Annotated in this window: 17 protein-coding genes; 15 read left to right on the top strand and 2 right to left on the bottom strand. The window is 55.9% G+C overall.

Annotation, left to right across the window (positions count from 1 at the left end):
• The first annotated feature begins 12 nt into the window (after positions 1-12).
• The 8 genes from HMPREF1323_RS08665 (at position 13) to lipA (ending at position 12,144) form a co-directional block, all read left to right on the top strand.
• The gene (locus tag HMPREF1323_RS08665) at positions 13-990 is read left to right on the top strand and encodes a leucine-rich repeat domain-containing protein (protein WP_009433762.1); all 978 of its coding nucleotides are present in this window, start codon (positions 13-15) and stop codon (positions 988-990) included.
• A gap of 15 nt (positions 991-1,005) precedes the next feature.
• The gene (locus HMPREF1323_RS08660) at positions 1,006-2,379 is read left to right on the top strand and encodes a putative lipoprotein (protein ID WP_009433777.1); all 1,374 of its coding nucleotides are present in this window, start codon (positions 1,006-1,008) and stop codon (positions 2,377-2,379) included.
• A gap of 288 nt (positions 2,380-2,667) precedes the next feature.
• Positions 2,668-4,137, top strand: coding sequence for a potassium/proton antiporter (locus HMPREF1323_RS08655; protein WP_009433783.1), 1,470 nt, complete (start codon positions 2,668-2,670; stop codon positions 4,135-4,137).
• Position 4,138: 1 nt separating this feature from the next.
• Complete coding sequence (locus tag HMPREF1323_RS08650; RefSeq protein WP_009433797.1) at positions 4,139-5,500, top strand: MATE family efflux transporter; 1,362 nt, start codon at positions 4,139-4,141, stop codon at positions 5,498-5,500.
• Positions 5,501-5,579: 79 nt separating this feature from the next.
• On the top strand, positions 5,580-6,995 hold the full coding sequence (gene cobJ, locus HMPREF1323_RS08645) for a precorrin-3B C(17)-methyltransferase (protein WP_009433740.1): 1,416 nt from the start codon (positions 5,580-5,582) through the stop codon (positions 6,993-6,995).
• Between the two features lie 610 nt (positions 6,996-7,605).
• On the top strand, positions 7,606-8,802 hold the full coding sequence (locus tag HMPREF1323_RS08640) for an MFS transporter (protein ID WP_009433768.1): 1,197 nt from the start codon (positions 7,606-7,608) through the stop codon (positions 8,800-8,802).
• Between the two features lie 202 nt (positions 8,803-9,004).
• Positions 9,005-11,179, top strand: a complete 2,175-nt coding sequence (locus HMPREF1323_RS08635) for a S9 family peptidase (RefSeq protein ID WP_009433761.1) — start codon at positions 9,005-9,007, stop codon at positions 11,177-11,179.
• Between the two features lie 71 nt (positions 11,180-11,250).
• Positions 11,251-12,144: a lipoyl synthase gene (lipA, locus tag HMPREF1323_RS08630; protein ID WP_009433791.1), complete on the top strand. Its 894-nt coding sequence runs from the start codon at positions 11,251-11,253 to the stop codon at positions 12,142-12,144.
• 95 nt (positions 12,145-12,239) lie between these two features.
• Here lipA and HMPREF1323_RS08625 read toward each other — a convergent pair whose 3' ends face one another.
• Positions 12,240-13,598: an alanine/glycine:cation symporter family protein gene (locus tag HMPREF1323_RS08625; protein WP_009433771.1), complete on the bottom strand. Its 1,359-nt coding sequence runs from the start codon at positions 13,596-13,598 to the stop codon at positions 12,240-12,242.
• Positions 13,599-14,042: 444 nt separating this feature from the next.
• On the bottom strand, positions 14,043-14,687 hold the full coding sequence (locus HMPREF1323_RS08620) for an NAD(P)H-binding protein (RefSeq protein ID WP_009433778.1): 645 nt from the start codon (positions 14,685-14,687) through the stop codon (positions 14,043-14,045).
• Between the two features lie 162 nt (positions 14,688-14,849).
• Here HMPREF1323_RS08620 and HMPREF1323_RS08615 point away from each other — a divergent pair, with 162 nt between their 5' ends.
• From HMPREF1323_RS08615 to HMPREF1323_RS08585, 7 genes are all read left to right on the top strand, one after another.
• On the top strand, positions 14,850-15,299 hold the full coding sequence (locus HMPREF1323_RS08615) for a lipocalin-like protein (protein ID WP_009433806.1): 450 nt from the start codon (positions 14,850-14,852) through the stop codon (positions 15,297-15,299).
• 176 nt (positions 15,300-15,475) lie between these two features.
• A complete protein-coding gene (locus HMPREF1323_RS08610) occupies positions 15,476-15,919 on the top strand; it encodes a hypothetical protein (protein WP_009433745.1) in 444 nt (147 codons plus the stop codon).
• Positions 15,920-16,094: 175 nt separating this feature from the next.
• Positions 16,095-16,547, top strand: coding sequence for a hypothetical protein (locus HMPREF1323_RS08605; protein ID WP_009433787.1), 453 nt, complete (start codon positions 16,095-16,097; stop codon positions 16,545-16,547).
• Positions 16,548-17,356: 809 nt separating this feature from the next.
• Complete coding sequence (locus tag HMPREF1323_RS08600; RefSeq protein ID WP_009433767.1) at positions 17,357-17,800, top strand: lipocalin-like protein; 444 nt, start codon at positions 17,357-17,359, stop codon at positions 17,798-17,800.
• Positions 17,801-17,975: 175 nt separating this feature from the next.
• Positions 17,976-18,425 carry a hypothetical protein gene (locus tag HMPREF1323_RS08595; RefSeq protein WP_009433801.1) on the top strand — a complete coding sequence of 150 codons (450 nt, stop codon included), beginning with the start codon at positions 17,976-17,978 and terminating at the stop codon, positions 18,423-18,425.
• A 167-nt stretch (positions 18,426-18,592) separates the two neighbouring features.
• The gene (locus HMPREF1323_RS08590; RefSeq protein ID WP_156795245.1) at positions 18,593-19,057 is read left to right on the top strand and encodes a hypothetical protein; all 465 of its coding nucleotides are present in this window, start codon (positions 18,593-18,595) and stop codon (positions 19,055-19,057) included.
• Between the two features lie 452 nt (positions 19,058-19,509).
• The gene (locus HMPREF1323_RS08585; RefSeq protein ID WP_009433799.1) at positions 19,510-19,935 is read left to right on the top strand and encodes a deoxycytidylate deaminase; all 426 of its coding nucleotides are present in this window, start codon (positions 19,510-19,512) and stop codon (positions 19,933-19,935) included.
• Positions 19,936-19,974: the final 39 nt, after the last annotated feature.

Raw genomic sequence — 19,974 nt, 5'->3', positions numbered from 1 at the left:
AACGACTCAGACATGAACTACAAGAAGCTCCTTCCCCTCTTCGCAATAGCCCTCCTCACCCATGCGACATTCACGGCCTGCAGCACCGACACCCCCAAGACGGAGAAGACGGACGGGAAGAAAGACCCACATACCGACGGCTCTACGGGAGCCACCAAGAAGCCAGGCACGCCCGTGACACCTACTCCTACCGATCCCAAAGAGAATCTCCCTGCTCTACGCGAGGGCGAGATCCGCATCGCCGTACCACAGGCTGGCGGTCTGGAGGCAGCTCTCAAGGGGAAAGATCTCTCGAAGGTGCGCATCCTACTCCTCACTTCGGGCGCTATCAACCAAGCCGACTGCGACTTCATCCGCTACCAAATGAAGGCGCTTGAGGAGCTGGACATCAGCCGTGTAGCCTTCGGCGTCAGCGATGATGAGTACGGGCTCAAGGACAATAAGAGCCTGAAGAAAATCATCGCTCCCGCGACGCTACGCCGCACAGCCGATGGATGGTTCAGCTACACCCGTGCCGAGGAGATCATCTTCCCTGGGGACAAGCTACGCATCTTCGGTGGCGCTCTCTTCAACGAGCGGGCCAAGAAGATCACGCTCCCCGAGTCGGTAGAGGTCATTCTCGCCAATGCCTTCTGGAACAACAACAAGATGGAGTCCATCACGCTACCCAGCAAGATCAAGGTCATCCCCGCGCGTTGCTTCTACTTCTGCAAGAGCCTCAAGAGCATCGATATCCCCGCAGCTGTGACCGAGATCCAGGAAGATGCCTTCGCCGAATGTGTCCAGCTTGAGCGCATCACCTTCCTCGGTGAAGCTCCCGCCCTACCGAAGGGCAAGAACGGACAGACGCTGAGCCCCTTCGCCTCCGTCGTGTGGGAAGCTGACGGACAGCGTAAGTGCGTCATCCGCGTACCCAAGGGGAAGACTGAGAGCTTCCTCGAGAAGTGGCAGTGGTCTGCCGACAAGGCCAGCCGCTTCGAGGAATACTAAGCGACCGCCCCGCCCATGCGCACAGCACACACCTCCCCCCTCCGCCCCAAGCTCTCCATCCTCCTACTCCCCATCGTAGCCCTCGGACTACTATGGGGGTGTAGCGGGGAGAAGTCGAAGAGCGAGCCGAATGATGGCACCCAGCGCGGGACGACCACCACGACGAGTGACGCAGCTATCGTAGACTACCTGCGCCAGCAGATCGATGTCGCCACCCCACAAGAAGCCCCCGAGGCCTGCTACAAGGAGTACAGCACAGCCGAGGGCTACGGAGCGATGCAGGAGCAGCTATGGGAGCTCTGGCGCAAGGCCAATGCCGACCGCCTCGCTACACAACCGTGGTCACTGAACTCCCCCAACGCTCTCGTCTGGAAGATCCCCCAAAGTGAAGAGATGCAGCTCCGCCTCTTCGCTAAGGGAACTAAGCCCGCCAGTGGCTATCCGCTCTTCATCAACCTCCATGGTGGCGGGCGCTACCCCGCGGAGCCTGGGCCATGGACTTCGGAGATCAACGAGCAGGAGTGGTACACCCTCATGTCCTTCACCGACCGCTATGCCAATAGCCCCGCCCTCTACTTCGTCCCCCGCATGGCGGACGACCGCAAGGGCAGATGGCACTACGCTCCACAGCGCACCGCCTTCCGCCGTGCCTACCAGCTCGCCGTGCTCCGAGGCGATGCAGACCCCGACCGAGTCTACCTCACGGGCATATCGGAGGGGGGCTACGGCTCCTTCCGCCTCGGACTCTTCATGCCCGACTACTTCGCAGCGGTCGGCCCTCTGGCTGCCGCTATCGAGAGCCTTGAGCTCGCAGAGAACCTGCGCAACGTAGCCTTCCGCTTCGATGTCGGGGAGCGTGACTATGAGTACGACCGCATCCTCAATGCGATGGACTGGCGCGATAAGCTCAGTGAGCTTGCCAAGGCCAATACAGAAGACTTCGTCCACGAGGCGAATATCGTCGCTGGTCACGGGCACACCATCCCCTATCTGACGATACCTCCATGGCTCTCGGAGCACAAGCGACGCGTGTACCCCAAGCACCTAAGCTACACCTACTACAATATCGACGACGGATTCTCCGACGGGGTCTATTACCTCGGCTTCGGCGGGATCAAGCACAGCAGCGATGCCCGTCTGCACCTCGACGTACGGCATGAGGGCAATAGCTTCGACGTGCAGACCAAGCTCCTGCGTGGTACAGCCCAAGGCTCGCTGACCCTATATGTCGATCATGTGGACTTCACCAAGCCCATCGTCGTCAAGCACAATGGGCAGGTCATCTTCTCGGAGGTGCTACGTCCCAACAAGGGGGTGATGGCCGAGGCTATCGCACGCTTCGGTGACCCCAAGCGCATCTTCCCCGCCAAGGTCATGATACCGCTCTAAGGTCACTCGAGCAAGCAGTCCACAGAGCAAGCTACCGACGAGAGAGCCCCCCCGACAGCGTCCTACGGATGCCGTCGGGGGGCTCTGCTTGCTTCATACTCGATGAGGACGGCAGTAGAGGAGCGGAGATCGGGGCTTTTATCAGCTACCAAGGCTCGGGCGAGGGCTGATATACACCAACTTCTATGCGGGTCAAGCGACCGAAGACTGCCGAGATTTCTGTATCTTTGTTTAGGCCGATGGCCCATAGCTCTACTCACTCCCGTCCTCTCACAACTATATATACCTATGGATCATGCTCCCGTAGCCTTCGAACCCTATATCCTTGTAGGATCCTTCCTGATGCTCGCCGGTATCATCGCCGGTAAGGTGGGCACGCGCTTTGGGGTGCCTGCCCTGCTCCTCTTCCTCATCACAGGGATGCTCTTCGGCAGTGCGGGCCTCGGGATCCAATACAACGACACGAACAAGACGCAGTTCGTCGGGATGATCGCCCTGACGGTCATCCTCTTCTTCGGGGGCTTCGAGACGAAGCTCAAGGAGATGCGCACCGTCCTCGGCCCGGGGATCATGCTCTCTACGGTAGGCGTCATCTTGACGACGCTCTGTCTCGGGGGCTTCTTCTACGGTATGGACCTTATGGGCTGGGCGCCCGTACACTTCACCTTCCCCATCGCCCTTCTGCTGGCAGCGACGATGTCGAGTACCGACTCCGCCTCGGTCTTCGCCCTGCTGCGCTCGAAGAATATGCACCTCAAGGAAGGCCTGCGCCCCATCCTCGAGCTCGAGAGTGGTAGTAATGACCCGATGGCCTACATGCTCACCATCGCTCTGATCCAGTTCATCACAGGGGGCACGGACGGCTCGTGGACAAGCATCCTCGTGACCTTCGTACTGCAGTTCTCCGTCGGTGGTCTGATGGGGTATCTCTCTGGCTACATCACTCCCCTCCTGATTAATAAGGCCAACATCGGCAACGGGGCACTCTACCCCATCCTACTCCTGTGCTTCGTCTTCCTCACCTTCTCCGCTACCTCGCTCCTGCATGGCAATGGCTACCTCGCCGTCTATATCATGGGCGTACTCGTGGGGAATAAGAAGCTCGTACACAAGAAGAGTATCGAGACCTTCGTCGATGGGCTGACGTGGCTCCTACAGATCTCGCTCTTCATCATCCTCGGGCTCTTCGTCGATGCTAAGAGCCTGCTCCCCATCACAGGCTTTGCCGTGCTGGCAGGTCTCTTCATGATCTTCGTAGCACGACCTCTGGCGGTCCAACTCAGCCTCATCTTCTTCCCACGCATCAGCATGCGCGGGCGCTTCTTCCTCTCGTGGGTGGGCCTGCGTGGCGCCGTACCGATCATCTTCGCCACCTACCCGATGATGAGTCAGGTAGAGGGCGCTGAGACGCTCTTCAACATCGTCTACGTCATCACACTCCTCTCGCTACTCATCCAAGGGAGCACCCTACCCGCCGTGGCGCGCTTCCTCGGTCTCGACGAAGAGGTCAAGGTCAAGGTCAGCCACTTCGGCGTCGAGATCCCCCAATATACGGGGGCAAAGATGGTCGAGCGCACCGTCACGAGCAAGATGCTCCGTGAGGGGAATAAGCTCATGGAGCTGGATCTCAAGGAGGAAGAGCTCGTGATCCTCGTACGCCGCAAAGAGAACTACATGGTCCCCAAGGGCAAGCTCGAGCTCGAAGTCGGTGACATCCTTCTGATTGTCTTCGAGCAAAATACCGAACAGAGCGCCTAACGTGAAGCCCTCCGACATCCTGCGCCGTATCTGGGGCCTCGCGTTGCCCAACATCCTCTCCAACGTCACCGTACCGCTCCTCATGCTCGCCGACACGGCGATGGCGGGGCGTATGGCCACAGCTGACAGCATCGCAGCAGTAGCCATCGGCGCCGCTATCACTCAGTTCGTCATCGGCATCTGGAGCCTACTACGTATGGGTACGACGGGCTTCACCGCTCAGGCGTGGGGCGCCTGTGACGTACGCGCCCTCCTGCGTCAGCTCACCTCGGGCTCGATCATCGCACTCGTCGTTGGCCTGCTCCTCATCCTCCTGCGCCCGCTCTATGTCGCTCCCGCTGCCGCACTCCTACAGGCAGGCGCCGACATGCACCTACCCGAGGCACAGACCTACCTCCATTACTCCTTCCTCGGCGCACCTGCCGCCCTCCTGCTCTACGTGTATAATGGCTGGCTCATCGGCGTACAGCGGATGAAGCTCGTCATGAGCGTGAGCATCGCTTGTAACTTGCTGAACATCCTCTTCAGCTACCTCCTCGCCTTCCCCGCAGGGATGGGTGTCGGGGGCTTGGCACTGGGCACGGTGCTTGCGCAGTACACGGCCGTCCTACTCCTTGCGCTCGGCGGCCTGCGCTACGAAGGACGCATCCTCCGCCACCTCACCAGGGAGTACCTCTGGCACCCCGAGACGCTCGTTCGCTACTTCCATGTCGGGAAGTACCTCCTCATCCGCACGCTCCTCTTGCAGGCGGTGATGCTCTCCTTCATCCGCTATGGGGGTGCTATCGGCGTGACGAGGCTGGCTGCCAACAGCCTACTGATGCAGCTCTTCACGCTCTTCTCCTACTTCATGGACGGGCTGGCCTATGCCGCCGAAGCCCTCGTAGGCGAAGCTATTGGCGGGCGTAAGTTCGGACACCTACGACTGATCATCCGCATCACACTGCAGGTGGGCTTCGTCGTCGCCCTCATCACGAGTATCCTCTACGCCCTCTTCCCCCGCCCCCTCCTCGAGCTCCTCACCGACAAGCAAGAGGTGCTTAAGCTCGCTCTCAGCGATAGTTTCTTGATGGCAGCCGTACCGATATTCTCCTACCTCGCCTTCCTCTGGGACGGCATCTTAGTCGGTGCGACAGACAGCAAGAGCATGAGCATCGGGGTAGCTGGTGGCGCGATGTCGTACTTCATCGTTGCGGAGAGCATCGCCACTATAGGTAGTGGCACCATGCTCTGGTTCGCCTTCCTCAACTACCTCCTCGTCCGCAGCTTCATCGAGTACTACCTCGGCATGCGTCGCATCCGAGCACTGAGCCAAGAAGTGCATGATACTCGCCATTCCTCCTATACTTATAGGCTGAAATAGACTATCTTTGTGATAGAATTCCAAAACTATTCAACTGCAGGTATCTTACCTCTCCACTATTCAAGTACCCCTATTTTAGATGAAAAAGAATAAGATCATCGTCGCTGGCATTGGCCCTGGTAGCCCCGAGGATATCACCCCCGCCGTACTCCAAGCCGTGCAGGCCTCTGATGTGATCGTCGGATACAAGTATTACTTCCGCTTTATCAAGGACTATGTCCGCCCCGATGCCCTGTGTATCGACAGCGGGATGAAGGCTGAGCGTCAGCGCGCCGAAGAGGCCTTCCGCTACGCCCTCGAGGGCAAGACCGTCTGCGTCATCTCCTCGGGCGATGCAGGCATCTACGGCATGTCGCCCCTGATCTATGAGATGATGCGCGAGAAGGGCATCACAGATCAAGTCGAGGTAGAGGTACTCCCTGGCATCAGCGCCTTCCAGAAGGCCGCCGCTCTGCTCGGCTGTCCCATCGGCCATGACCTGTGTATCATCTCGCTCTCCGACCTGATGACGCCTTGGCTTCGTATCGAGAAGCGCATCGAGGCTGCCGCAGCAGGTGACTTCATCACCGCCATCTACAACCCCAAGAGCCAAGGTCGCTACTGGCAGATCTACCGCCTGCTGGAGATCTTCGCCCAGCACCGCAGCCCCGACACGCCTATCGGCTACGTCCGTCAGGCAGGTCGTGAGGAGCAGGTCGTCAAGCTCACCACGCTCGCAGAATTCGATCCCGAGGAGCTCGACATGTTCACGGTCGTGATCATCGGCAATACGCAGAGCTACAACTTCGAAGGGCACTTCATCACCCCTCGTGGCTACTATGACGAAGGCACGCTCGACAAGGATGCGAAGATCGGTCAGGCGATCATGATCGAGAGCTTCCGCACGATCAATAGCGAGCTGGCGAACCCCAACATCCCCCTCGACCACAAGTGGGCGCTCATCCACTCGATCCACACCACGGCGGACTTCGAGATGGAGAAGATCCTCTACTCCGATCCTGGTGCGGTATCCAGCATCTATCAGGCGATGCTCGACGGGAAGTTCGACACCATCATCACCGACGTCACCATGGTGGCTTCGGGTATCCGCAAGGGCATGCTGGAGCGTCTTGGCCTGCAGGTCAAGTGCTACCTCAATGATCCTCGCACGAAGGAGCTTGCCGACCTGAAGGGTATCACGCGCTCGCAGGCGGGGATCCGTCTCGCCGTCGAGGAGCATCCCAATGCGCTCTTCGCCGTGGGTAATGCCCCCACCGCCATCATCGAGCTCTGCGACCTCATCCGTCGTGGCAAGGCCCAGCCTACGGGTATGGTCGTCGCACCCGTCGGCTTCGTGCAGGTACGTGAGTCGAAGTACATGGCAAAGGTCTTCAAGGACATCCCCAAGATCATCGTCGAAGGCCGTAAGGGCGGTAGCAACCTCGCTGCCACGCTGGTCAACTCCATCCTCACGCTAGACGACGCCGAGGCCCTGCGCCCTGGCCGTGACGTCTAAGTCGTCCCGCACACTCCCCATACACGTATGCGGCTGCACCGATCGCTCGGTGCAGCCGCATTCTTTGTATCTATACTACTTTGCCTCCCATCCAATACGAAGACAAGCGCTCCCCTTCACGGGAAATAGTTCGCGCCTCGTAGAGCCTTTCCTCCGTCCACGTACGTAGATTTATCATCCATGCACGTCACTCCTAATATCTATGCACGTAGATTTTAAGACCACGCACATAGACGAAGGTTTCCCCATACTCCTCCGCACCTTTCCCTGTACAGCCTCACACCTTTTCCTGCGCTGCCTCACAGCTTCTCCCCTATCGAAGTGTAGCACGCACGAGTACCTCAAGTGCTTGCACTTATGCTTTGGGATCACTTCCCTCCCAGTGATCCGACCAAGGGGAAATGCCACCGCAAGCAGCCTCAAGACATACGAATATATAGCCGTTAGCCCGTAAGTTTATTTTAATAAATCATCCTGAAAACACCACAAATCTCAGGACCACAGATTAAATTTTAAAATATTTTTAGTTACATTTGCGGTAGCTACAAGTCAAACTACTGCTTTTTATTTGCGTGACTTGACAACACGAAAGCCTAAATATCCCCCTCTTATGAAAGAAAATAAGTTCATCGTACCGATGGTATTTCTTGCCTTCATGTTCTTTACATGTGGGTTTGCCTTAGGGATCAACTCCCTACTCGTACCCGTATTGAAGGTATCGCTAAGCGTCTCGTCAATGGAAGCCTATATGCTCATCGGGGCGACGTTCTTACCCTTCCTGATCTTTGGTTATCCAGCAGGACTGCTGATTAGTAAGATCGGCTATAAGCGCACGATGGCATCAGCTTTCGCTATGTTTGCGATAGCCTTCGGCGTATTCATCTTGTCGGCAGAAGCCAAGAGCTTCGTAATATTCCTATTAGCCTCCTTTATTTGCGGGGCGGCTAACACGTTCTTACAGGCTGCGATAAATCCTTATGTCACCATCCTGGGGCCTACAGAGAGTGCGGCAAAGCGAATCTCAATCATGGGGATGATCAACAAGTTAGCTTGGCCTGTCTCACCATTATTTATCGCTCTCTTTGCCAGCAATGGCGGCAGTGTCGGTCTGGAAGACCTCAGCAAACCCTTCCTTGTGATCATCGGCCTCTTCGTGATCTTAGGTATCGTCGCACTCATATCGCCACTGCCCGAAGTGAAGGCTGCTGGAGAAGACAATGACGCTGCTGACTCAGAAGTATCGAGCTATGCCAATAGTAAGAGCTCGGTCTTCCAATTCCCTCATCTTGTACTCGGAGCGATCGCCATATTCTTCTACGTAGGCTCGGAGACCATCGTCTTGGGGACACTCATAGACTATGCACAGGAATTAAGTCTTACCCATCCAGAGTCTTACTCATGGATTACTCCTATTAGCATTAGCATCGGGTATATACTGGGTATTATCCTGATCCCGAAGTACCTCTCGCAAACCAAAGCCCTACAGATATGCTCTTTCGTGGCACTCGTAGGGACTGCACTCGTAGTAGTGCTTCCTGGAGTTTATAGCATCTACTCTGTGGGCATCATGGCATTAGGCTGCTCGCTGATGTGGCCCGCGTTTTGGCCTTTGGCGCTTATGGATCTGGGTAAGTACACCAAGCAGGGCTCATCACTATTGACGATGGGGCTTATCGGTGGGGCTGTCATCACCGTCCTATTTGGCCTTATCAAGGATATCTCAGATATCCGATATGCGTATAGCATCTGCCTCATTAGCTTCGCCTATATCCTCTTCTACGCCTTTAAGGGGCATAAGCTGAGATAGCGACCAGCCTTCCCTCAGTCGCGAAATCTCTATAAGATGCCCTCTACATACACATGCGGCTGCACCGAGCACTCGGTGCAGCCGCATACGTATATCGGTATAGCTACGCCTTCCACTCCCCTCGAAGCGGATACAATAGTCCCTCGCTTGCCACCCTTGCTTTTTGTATCTTTGTCGAAAAGCAAACTAATACATACGAGTTATGCGGACACTACTATCACTCACACTGCTGCTCCTTGGCTTAGGTGCAAGCACTGAGGCTCTGGCCCAGCAGCCCACCAAGGACCTCCAAGTCGAGGACGTCACCTCGGGTAAGTTCTACGCCTACACCGCAGGGCGCGGTATGCGCTCCACCAGCGACGGGAAGTACTACACGATGATGGACGACGGACACACCGCCATCCTGCGCTATAGCTTCCAGACGGGCGAACTCGTCGACACACTCTTCAGCGTCAACAAGGCACGCGAATGCGAATTCAAGAAATTCGACGACTACATCCTTGAGCCCAAGGGGCATCACATCCTCCTCATCACCGACCAAGAGTCGATCTATCGTCGCTCAAGCAAGGGTAATGTCTTCCACTACGATGTGCGTCGCAACCGCGTCGAGCCACTGAGCACAACCGCTGGCAAGGTCATGATCCCCACCTTCAGCCCCGACGGCCGTATGGTAGCCTTCGTGCGCGAGGGGAATATCTTCATCAAGAAGTTTGAGTTCGACACCGAGGTCCAGGTGACGAGCGATGCCGTGCACAACAAGGTCATGAACGGCATCACCGACTGGGTCTACGAAGAAGAGCTGGAGACGACCCAGCTGATGACCTGGAGCGAAGACAATAACTTCCTCGCCTTCGTCCGCACCGATGAGAGTGAGGTCGATGAGTACAGCATGCCTATCTACGGCACGGGGCAGTACCCTGGTGCCTATACCTATAAGTACCCTAAGGCCGGTACGCCTAACTCGAAGGTCTCCGTACACATCTACAATGTCACGGACCGTGCGAAGAAGCCCATTGACTTCAAGAGCGCACCCTACTACATCCCCCGCATCGAGTTCATCGGCCGTGATGGCAACCTCGCCGTCTTCTCGCTGAACCGCCAGCAGAACCACCTCACGCTCTACTACATCAATAACAAGACGCTCCTGCCGAAGGTCATCTTCGAGGAGCGCAACAAGGCCTACGTAGATAGCCGCAACCTCCCGAAGTGTAAGTTCGTCCCCTCAGGCTTCGCCTACCTCGGCGAGCAGGATGGCTACCGCCATATCTACCTCTACTCCGACAAGGGAGCTTTGATCCGTAAGATCACCACGGGTAGCTATGACGACACCGACTTCTACGGCATGGACGCTCAGGGCAATGCCTACTATCAGGCTGCCGATGAGTCGCCCCTGCGTCGCTCGATCTACAAGGTAGATCCCAAGGGCCGCAAGACCGCTCTTCACCCTGGAGCAGGTGCCAATAGTGCTATCTTCAGCGATGACTTCTCCCACTACATCAGCATCTTCAGCAACTCTACTACGCCGACGACTACAGCCGTCTACGCCACGGGGAGCCTGCGTCCCCTGCGTGTGCTGAAGGACAACAAGGAGATCGCTGAGCGCCTCAAGGACTACCGCCTACGCCGTGAGGAATTCATCAAGATCCCCAACGGCCGTGGTCAAGAGCTGAATGCTTGGATCCTCAAGCCCTACGACTTCGATCCCAACAAGAAGTACCCCGTGCTGATGACTCAGTACAGCGGCCCCGACTCACAGCAGGTACTCGATGCCTTCGGTCTCGGCTGGGAGCAGATACTCCCCAGCAAGGGCTACATCGTCGTCTGCGTCGATCCACGTGGTACGGGCGCTCGCGGTGAGGAGTGGCGTAAGTGCACCTACCTCAACCTCGGTGTGAAGGAGATCGAAGACCAGATCGCTGCAGCGAAGTGGCTCGGCAAGCAGTCCTACGTCGATGCCGACCGCATCGGCCTCTACGGATGGAGCTTCGGTGGCTACATGACGCTGATGGGGCTGTGCCACGGCGAGGGCGTCTTCAAGACTGGTGTCGCCGTCGCCCCCGTCGCAGACTGGAGCTACTACGACACGATCTACACGGAGCGCTTCATGCGCACCCCACAGGAGAACCCCACGGGCTACAAGTCTTCCTCCGCCCTCGAGGTAGCGAAGCAGCTCAAGGGTAAGCTCCTCCTCATCCACGGTAGCGCCGATGACAACGTGCATGTGCAGAACGCTATGAACTTCACCGACCTCTTGGTCGCCGAAGGCATCCCCTTCGACATGGCGATCTACAAGGACCGCAACCACGGCATCTACGGAGGTAATGCCCGCAACCACCTCTACAAGCGTATCATTGCCTTCCTCGAGCAGAATCTTTAGCCTCGGCTATTTTACTCCCCACTACCCTTAGGCTGAAGGCACCGCCCCTCAGCCTAAGGGCTATCACTTATATGATGCAAGAAGAACCTATCACCCAGAAGAAGAGCGGCAACGTCGTGCGCGTCCGCAAGCCCGAGTGGCTGAAGATCCGCCTCGGCGATAACTCGACCTTCACCGATACAAAGCATACGATCGAGCACCACGGGCTCAATACCATCTGCCACAGCGGCCGATGCCCCAACCAAGGGGAATGCTGGAGCGCAGGCACGGCGACCTTCATGATCGGAGGTGCTGTCTGTACGCGCGCCTGCCGCTTCTGTAACACCCTCTCGGGAAAAGCCCCCGCACCACTCGATCCCCTCGAGCCAATGAAGGTGGCACAGAGCATCAAGAAGATGGGCCTGAAGCACGCCGTCATCACCAGCGTCGACCGCGACGACCTCGAGGACTACGGCGCAGGGCACTGGGTACGTACCATCGAAGCCATCCGCCGCACGACGCCTGAGGTCACTGTCGAGGTCCTCATCCCCGACTTCAACGGCCGTCTGGACTACGTCGACCAGATCATCGCTTGTCAGCCCAAGATCATCTCGCACAACCTCGAGACCGTCCGCCGTCTCACGCCCTCGGTGCGCCACATAGCGACCTACGACCAGAGCCTCTCGGTGCTGGAGCGTATCGCTGAGAGCGGCATCCCCGCTAAGACGGGTATCATGCTCGGTCTCGGCGAGACGGAGGAGGAAGTCCTCGAGCTCATCGACGATGCCCACGCTGTCGGCGTGTCCATCATGACCATCGGGCAGTACCTGCAGCCTACGCGCCGCCACCTGCCCGTCGTGGAGTACATCCACCCGAAGCAGTTCGCTCGTCTGCGTACCCTCGGGCTGGAGAAGGGCCTGCGCCACATCGAGAGCGGCCCCCTCGTGCGCTCCTCCTACCACGCCGAGCGCCACGTCCTCGACTAAGACTCCCTACTTATACAAATCACTTCGCCCCCACAGCTCGATGGAGCTGTGGGGGCGAAGTGATTTAGCCCACGGGGAAGGAGCGAGGAGGCAGCTTAGATATTCTCCGTCTTACGACGAGCGAGGAAGCGCTTGTAGAGCTTCTTGACCTGCGGCGCGAGGATGAGGATGGCGATGACGTTCGGGATGACCATCAGCCCATTGAAGGTATCAGCCAGCTCCCAGATGAGGTTCGCATGGAAGATCGTCGCCGAGAAGACGCAGGCGATGACGATGACGCGGAAGCCGTAGACCGCCTTGGACTTGAAGAGGTAGCGTATATTCATCTCCCCGAAGACGTACCAGCCGATGATCGTGGTGAAGGCAAAGACGAGGAGGCTGATCGCAAGGAAGATGACACCCGCTTGACCGAAGGTCTCTTCGAAGGCACGCTGTGTGATCTGCACGGAGATCAGGCCAGGCTCAGCATAAGCTCCCGTCAAGAGGATGATGAGTGCCGTAGCGGTGCAGATGAGGAGGTCAACGAAGACACCCGACATAGCCACGAAGCCCTGAATGGATGGATCCTTGACATGAGCCAGCGCATGGGCGTGTGGGGTCGAGCCCATACCTGCTTCGTTGGAGAAGAGCCCGCGGGAGACTCCATAGCGGATGGCGTACTTCATCACGCTACCCGCAGCACCACCAGCGGCCGCCTTCGTGGAGAAGGCATCACCAAAGATGGACTCGAAGACGGGGAGGATCTGCTCGGAGTACATGAAGAGGATGATGATCGCCCCGACGATATAGGCCAGTGCCATGAAGGGCACCACCAGCTCGGCGATGGTCGTGACGCGCTTCTGCCCGCCGACGATGACGACAGCGACGAGCACTGCGATGAAGATACCGCTGACCCAGCCCTTCATCCCGAAGGCGTTAGCCATGCCGATGGAGATGGAGTTCGCCTGTACCATACAGCCGATGAAGCCGAGGGCGACGATGACCATGACAGAGAAGATGATGGCGAGCACTGGGCTCTTCAGACCGCGACTGATGTAGTAGGCAGGCCCCCCGACGACTTGGCCGTCGCGTATCTCGCGATACTTCTGGGAGAGGACGGCTTCGGAGAAGATCGTGCTCATCCCAAGCACTGCGGAGATCCACATCCAGAAGACGGCACCCGTACCTCCCATGGCGATAGCGGTAGCTACGCCTGCGATATTACCCGTACCGACCTGGGCGGCGACGGCCGTGGCGAGCGCTTGGAAGGAGTTCGTCTGGTCACAGGTATCTTCCGTCTTCTCTTTCTTCTTGAAGATCGAGCCGAAGCTATACTTCATCGCCAGGCCGAAGTGCCGTATCTGAGGCACGCCGAGGTAGATGGTGTAGAAGATGCCGACGCCGAGGAGGACGTACATGAGGAAGTTGTTCCATAGGATTTCATTGAATCCCTTTACGATCTGAAGTAGGTCCATCGTAATAGTTCGTTTAGTGTGAGTGTAGTAGTAGGGGACACCGCTCATCAGGCGGCAGACAGACCATCAGAAGCACATAGGAGGGGTGGAGACCCGCTGGGCGTGTCTTGTAGGGTGTGGAGGGAAGAGTGGTAGGAGAAGGGTTGCTTGTCCATCCTATGCGTCTGAGTGGGTGTGTTGCTCCTCGTAGAGAGCCACCTTGAGAGGGCAGCTTACGGAGAGCATGTCTTGCTGTCTCTGTGACAAAAATAGTCAGACTTCCTTAAAACACAAGCAGGGCGATTTAATAATTTTATTAAAGAAATGCCATTACCCAGCGCCTTCCTAAGAATAAACACCAAAAGCGAGCAGGGCGAGGGACTACTCCCTCGCCCTGCTCGCTCTCCTAAGTGCGGTCACTAAGCTCGACAGACAGCGCTCACCGAGCCGCCCGACACCTCGCTCTTAGAGGTCTAAGATCGCCCTTGCGGCAAGCACATATTCGCCGGCATCACGCAGCGTCGCCTCACCACGGATCATCTGATGGGCGAGCGTCTCGACGGCTATCGGCGCCTGACGCTTCAAGAGGCCGATGCGATTCAGCGCGCGGATCAGTACGATACTGATACGCTCATTGCCTCGTGTCTTTGCCCCACGATCCAGGATCCCAGGGCGGAAGAAGAGCGTCCGCTCAAAGCCGAGAGCATGTACACCCTCTTCGGCTTCGCCCTTGAGGCGCATGTAGAAGAAGCGTGACTTAGCATCTGCCCCAGCTGCCGACAGCAGGACGAAGGTCCCCACCCCACTACGGCGAGCCATCTCGGCGAACTGCAGTTGGTAGTCCACGTCCACACGATGCTGAGCCGCTTTGCTCCCTGATGCCCGCAGCGTCGTACCCAGACAGGAGAAGGCGACATCTGCTGCGGGGCCCATCTGCCAGTCCTCAGCTCGCTCCATATCTACCACGTGGACGCGGAGCTTCGCGTGCTGCAGCTGGAGAGGCCGACGCACAAAGACATGCACCTCGCTGTATTCGTCACTCCCAAGGAGCTGCTCCACCAGAGCCGCCCCCGTAGCGCCTGTAGCGCCTAATACCCATGCTCTCTTCATCAGTCTACCTATATATAAAGGATGATGCTGTACTCCCTAAGCTCTCCGCCTCCTACCAAGGAGCGAAGATACCTCGCAGAGTACTACGACGTTATAAGTACAGAAGGGTCGCTTTTGTTTACCCAGGCGCGCTCTAAATCACTCTTTAATACTACAGTAGATATGAAGCTAAAGCAAATCTTCGCACTCCTCGGAGTCGCACTTCTTGGGCTCAGTGCTTGCTCCAAGGACACCCCCAACACCAACCCCGCTTCAAGCGGTTCCTTAGCCGGCTCTCAGTGGGAGTACATCGAGCAGGAGCTGGAGGATGATGGCAAGACAGAGACCACCACGACAGTCCTTCGCTTCATTGACGGCACGAAGTTCGTCACGGAGTCCACCTCGGTAACCACACAGGGGGGCACCATCCTCAAGAGCGAGACAGACACTCCTGAGCAGGGTACCTACACCTACCAAGGCAAGGAGGTCACGCTCACCACAACACACCAGGACGATGGCAAGACCGTCACGCGCATCGTCCGCCTCATTATGGACGACACCAATCAGACGCTCGCCGGCACGGTGACGGATGACGGCGTACGCAAGGGTATCATCTACACCCGCAAGAAGTAAGGTCGCACCCGCACATACCCCATAAGCCTCGCCCCGCTCTTCTCTCCATAGAAGAGCGGGGCGAGCCTATTTATAGCCCTCCCACACGGAGAGGAGAAGGGAAGTTTGCAACTCTGTATAAATCTCCTATCTTTGCAAAGATTCAATAAATCATTAACCCCATAACAAAAGAACGTATGAAGCTAAAGTACATCTTCATGTTCCTCGGAGTCATGCTCCTTGGACTCACCGCTTGTGGCAAGAAGGATACCCCCGAGCCCAGCAACAAGAACCCATTCGCAGGCACGAAGTGGGAAAGCATCCGCTCTCACACACAAATCGACGGTGACACTGAAACCTTCGTAACTGAGATCCACTTCATTGATGACAGCCGATTCGTAATTAGTGCAAGCTACAAGGTCACGGCACCGAATGGTAGCATCAAAAGGCAAGATCCTACTTCTAAGGGTGAAGGGACTTACACATACGAGGGTCTTGTAGCTACGGTGATTACAGAGGTAGTAGAAGATGGCAAACTGACCAAACACAAGGGCACCCTCACAATGGATGCTGCGAAGCAAAAGATCACGGCATTCGAGGAGGGCGAGGATAACCCCCTAATCTTCACTCGCAAGAAGTAAGGTCACACCCGCACATACCCCATAAGACTCGCCCCGCTCTTCTCTCCATAGAAGAGCGGGGCGAGTCTATTAATAGCCCTCCACGCGAAGAGGAGAAGGGAGGTTTGCATTTCTGTATAAATCTCCTACCTTTGCAAAGATTCAACAAATCACTAACCCCATAACAAAAGAACGTATGAAGCTAAAGTACATCTTCATGTTCCTCGGAGTCATGCTCCTTGGACTCACCGCTTGTGACAAGAAGGATACCCCCGAGACCAGCAACAAGAACCCATTCGCAGGCACAAAGTGGGAACGCGTCCTCAAGGCTACAGATGAGGACGGCAGTAGTGAAATCATCTCGACCGAACTCCAGTTCATAGACGACAGCCGCCTCGTAATTCTTTCAGACTACAAGGACATAGCGAAAGATGGTAGTATCATAAAGCAAAATCCTACGGTTAAGGAAGAAACGACTTACACGTACGAAGGTCTTGTAGCTACGGTGATTATCCATAAAATAGAAAATGACAAGCAGGTCACGCGCAAAGGCATCCTCACAATGGATGCTGCGAAGCAAAAGATCACAGTGACGGCAGCAAAGATGGAAGAGGGCGAAGAGCCTGAAATCTACACCCGCAAGAAGTAAGGCACTCGCCTACCCGCCCCTCCATACAGTCCGCCCAGCCCCATCCCCAGTGATGAGGCTGGGCGGACTGCTTTTAGGAGAGGAGCAGGAGTAGGCACACACGACCAAGCTTAGGCATTATAGCCAAGCGACTTACTCGCGACACGACACGCTTATAGTGCGAGAGTGCGGGGACACCTCCCGCCGGGGAGTGATGCGAACCTATATAGGTCAGTGGGCTGACCTATATTGGTCGCGATGTCGACCTATATTGGTCCGTGACGCGACCTATATAGGTTCACCCAGCGACCAATATAGGTCGAAGTAGCGAGCACTAAAGCTTCATACCCTCCTCCTATGGGGAGCACCTTCACCAGCTGCAGGTAGAGGCCTATCCCTCAAGCCTATGACTCGCGCGATGAGATACAGCACAGAGAAACATCCCGCCCGTGGAAATGGAGGAAGCTACAGAAGGCAAGGAGGCACTATAGTCCTTTGACCGATAAACCAATAGTCGTTTGCATCCAAACCAATAGTCATCTATGGGCAAACCAATAGTGGTTTCGTGTGCAAACTTATAGTGGTTTGACCCCCAAACCAATAGTGATCCATACCGAGACCAATAGTTGTTTGCAAATCGACTTCTACGGAGCACTATAAATAAGTGTAGCGACAAGGGAGGAGATACGACCTCTATGCACGCCTCGGACTTGGATGCTGAGAGATGAGGCTGGGCGGACAGCTTTCTTCCGAGACTATAGGCTTAGTATGCAGCATTTACCTACCTTTGCGAGTAGTATTCATTCCCTCTTTATAACCCCATAGAAATTATGAAGCTAAAGCAAATCTTCATGCTCCTCGGAGCAGTCCTCCTTGGGCTCACCGCCTGCTCCAAGGACACGCCTAACACCCCCGACCTAAGTAAGACCCTCGCTGGCACTGAGTGGGAGGCCACCGTTCGGGAGTCCGATGCAGGTAACAAATCGGTAGTCACTACGATAGTCCTCAAGTTCGTCGACGACACCAAGTTCACGTCCCAATCCACCCAACAGACGATAAAGAATGGTGCGGTAGTCGACACTGAGGTAGACGATCCTGAGCAGGGCACTTACACCTATCAAGGTGGCGTCGCTACACTCCTCTTCAACACCCGAGATGATGAAGATAATGCTATCAAACTGGCACTTCCTCTGACAATGGACTCCTCCAAGCAGCAGCTCACAGGTAAAGCCCCAGAGTCAGGTACGATATTGACCTTCGTCCGCAAGAAGTAAGGTCGCACCCGCACATACCCCATAAGACTCGCCCCGCTCTTCTCTCCATAGAAGAGCGGGGCGAGTCTATTTACAGCCCTCCACGCGAAGAGGAGAAGGGGGGCTTGCAACTCTGTATAAATCTCCTACCTTTGCAAAGATTCAGTAAATCACTAACCCCATAACAAAAGATCGTATGAAGCTAAAGCACATCTTTATGCTCCTCGGAGCAGTCCTCCTTGGACTCACCGCCTGCTCCAAGGACACGCCTAACACCCCCAACCTAAGTAAAACCCTCGCTGGCACTGAGTGGGAGTGCATTGTCCAAGGGGCCGAGCAGGAGAATGGTGAAAAGGACGTTTTCACGCTACTCCTCCGATTTGTAGACGACACCAAGTTTACTACCCTGGGAATTCAAAAGACCTTCAAGAATGGTATTGTGGTCAATACAGAAGAACCTAGTACATCCGAGGGCACCTACACCTATATCAATAAGGTGGCTACACTTACTACCCAAACCATACGTAATGGCAAGACCGAAACAGAGGTACTTACCCTAACAATGGATGCATCCAACATGAAATTCACTGGAACAGTGACTGATGAGGATGGATCCCAGACATTGATCTTCGTCCGCAAGAAGTAAGGCCTCGCCTACCCGACTCTCCATACAGTCCGCCCAGCTCCATCCCGAGTGATGAGGCTGGGCTGACTGCATTTAGGAGAGCGTGAGAGGTCGCACAGCAGCCCTTTCCGACTATGCACTATTTCGCCTACCTTTGCGACAATTCAATTATCAATACCATTATAGATATGAAGTTCAAATACACCCTGATACTCCTCGGAGCTGTTCTCTTTACCCTCACCGCCTGCTCTTCGTCCAAGGAAGATGACCCCAAGGAGGATCCATTCCTTAAAACCACGTGGGAGTCCGCCAGCTACATTGGGAAATATCCAAATGGCGAACAATACCACTTCCAGACCTGGATATACTTCGAAGAGGATAAGCATATCGCATTCAGGATAGAGGAGGAATTAATACGGGAAGAGGGTGAGGGTAAAAGACACACGACTAAGGTCCTTTCTCTTCCCTACACCCGTAAGGGGATGGTGGCGACTGTTCACGTGGCACGTGAGATAGCCCCGGGAGGAATAGGGCCCGAGCGCGAGCCATTTAAGCCTGACACATTCACCTATACCCTGGATGCATCCAAGCAGAGACTCACCTGCAAAAAGCACTCAACTGGAGAAATCACCATCTTCACCCCGAAGAAGTAAGGCACACCCGCCCACATATTCCCATAAGCTCCGCCCAGCCCCATCCCGAGAGATGAGGCTGGGCGGACCGCTTTTCGTTGGGCTCGAAGCAAGCAGAGTGGAGAGAAAAAAGCAACACATAGAGAGCTGAATTACAAGTGTTAATGGAGCATTCCACAGTCATAGGAGACAAGTAGCAGCGTCGCACGTAAAACGAACCAGTACTGGTCACGAAGCGAAGCAGTACTGGTCAGCTATAGTTACCACTACTGGTCGGAGTGCGAACCACTACTGGTCAACTCATCGACCAGTAGTGGTTACTTTTCCTCCCTCATAGCGATCCTAATCCCCCCTTCCCACAGGATCTCCCTTTATCCTCAGCAGATAGCCCCCGAAAAAGCATACACATTCGGGTGCAAAGCCTTATCTTTGTATATCTATATCCTCGTGTCAAGACAATCCAAAGAGTTATGATGGATGACAAGCAACTCGCCCTCGACATGCGCTACCTCCGTATGGCGCGCATCTGGGCTGAGAACTCCTACTGCGAGCGCCGTAAGGTAGGCGCCCTCATCGTCAAGGACAAGCGTATCATCGCCGATGGCTACAACGGCACCCCCGTGGGCTTTGAGAACATCTGCGAAGACGAGAGCGGTCAGACGAAGCAGTATGTGCTCCATGCTGAGGCCAATGCGATCACGAAGCTCGCCAGCAGCACCAACGACAGCTCTGGCGCGACGGTCTACGTCACTGACGCCCCCTGCATCGAGTGCGCCAAGCTCATCATCCAGAGCCACATGCGCCGCGTCGTCTACAGCACCGAGTACCGTCTACGTGACGGCATCGAGCTCCTCCAGCGCGCTGGCATCCAGGTAGATTACCTTCCCCTCGAGGACTAACCGACTCTTTCCCCCACCCCTTCATCATCCTCTATAGCA

It is taken from the genome of Porphyromonas sp. oral taxon 279 str. F0450, from assembly GCF_000292995.1.
Classification (GTDB): domain Bacteria; phylum Bacteroidota; class Bacteroidia; order Bacteroidales; family Porphyromonadaceae; genus Porphyromonas; species Porphyromonas pasteri.
Note: the sequence above shows the minus strand (reverse complement) of the source record. Positions and strands in the feature narration are given on the sequence as shown.

What these genes read in the sequence shown, in the direction of transcription:
- HMPREF1323_RS08665 (WP_009433762.1), top strand. Translation starts at nt 13, where the DNA reads ATGAACTACAAGAAGCTCCTTCCCCTCTTCGCAATAGCCCTCCTCACC.
- HMPREF1323_RS08660 (WP_009433777.1), top strand. Translation starts at nt 1,006, where the DNA reads ATGCGCACAGCACACACCTCCCCCCTCCGCCCCAAGCTCTCCATCCTC.
- HMPREF1323_RS08655 (WP_009433783.1), top strand. Translation starts at nt 2,668, where the DNA reads ATGGATCATGCTCCCGTAGCCTTCGAACCCTATATCCTTGTAGGATCC.
- cobJ (WP_009433740.1), top strand. Translation starts at nt 5,580, where the DNA reads ATGAAAAAGAATAAGATCATCGTCGCTGGCATTGGCCCTGGTAGCCCC.
- HMPREF1323_RS08640 (WP_009433768.1), top strand. Translation starts at nt 7,606, where the DNA reads ATGAAAGAAAATAAGTTCATCGTACCGATGGTATTTCTTGCCTTCATG.
- HMPREF1323_RS08635 (WP_009433761.1), top strand. Translation starts at nt 9,005, where the DNA reads ATGCGGACACTACTATCACTCACACTGCTGCTCCTTGGCTTAGGTGCA.
- lipA (WP_009433791.1), top strand. Translation starts at nt 11,251, where the DNA reads ATGATGCAAGAAGAACCTATCACCCAGAAGAAGAGCGGCAACGTCGTG.
- HMPREF1323_RS08625 (WP_009433771.1), bottom strand. Translation starts at nt 13,598, where the DNA reads ATGGACCTACTTCAGATCGTAAAGGGATTCAATGAAATCCTATGGAAC.
- HMPREF1323_RS08620 (WP_009433778.1), bottom strand. Translation starts at nt 14,687, where the DNA reads ATGAAGAGAGCATGGGTATTAGGCGCTACAGGCGCTACGGGGGCGGCT.
- HMPREF1323_RS08615 (WP_009433806.1), top strand. Translation starts at nt 14,850, where the DNA reads ATGAAGCTAAAGCAAATCTTCGCACTCCTCGGAGTCGCACTTCTTGGG.
- HMPREF1323_RS08610 (WP_009433745.1), top strand. Translation starts at nt 15,476, where the DNA reads ATGAAGCTAAAGTACATCTTCATGTTCCTCGGAGTCATGCTCCTTGGA.
- HMPREF1323_RS08605 (WP_009433787.1), top strand. Translation starts at nt 16,095, where the DNA reads ATGAAGCTAAAGTACATCTTCATGTTCCTCGGAGTCATGCTCCTTGGA.
- HMPREF1323_RS08600 (WP_009433767.1), top strand. Translation starts at nt 17,357, where the DNA reads ATGAAGCTAAAGCAAATCTTCATGCTCCTCGGAGCAGTCCTCCTTGGG.
- HMPREF1323_RS08595 (WP_009433801.1), top strand. Translation starts at nt 17,976, where the DNA reads ATGAAGCTAAAGCACATCTTTATGCTCCTCGGAGCAGTCCTCCTTGGA.
- HMPREF1323_RS08590 (WP_156795245.1), top strand. Translation starts at nt 18,593, where the DNA reads ATGAAGTTCAAATACACCCTGATACTCCTCGGAGCTGTTCTCTTTACC.
- HMPREF1323_RS08585 (WP_009433799.1), top strand. Translation starts at nt 19,510, where the DNA reads ATGGATGACAAGCAACTCGCCCTCGACATGCGCTACCTCCGTATGGCG.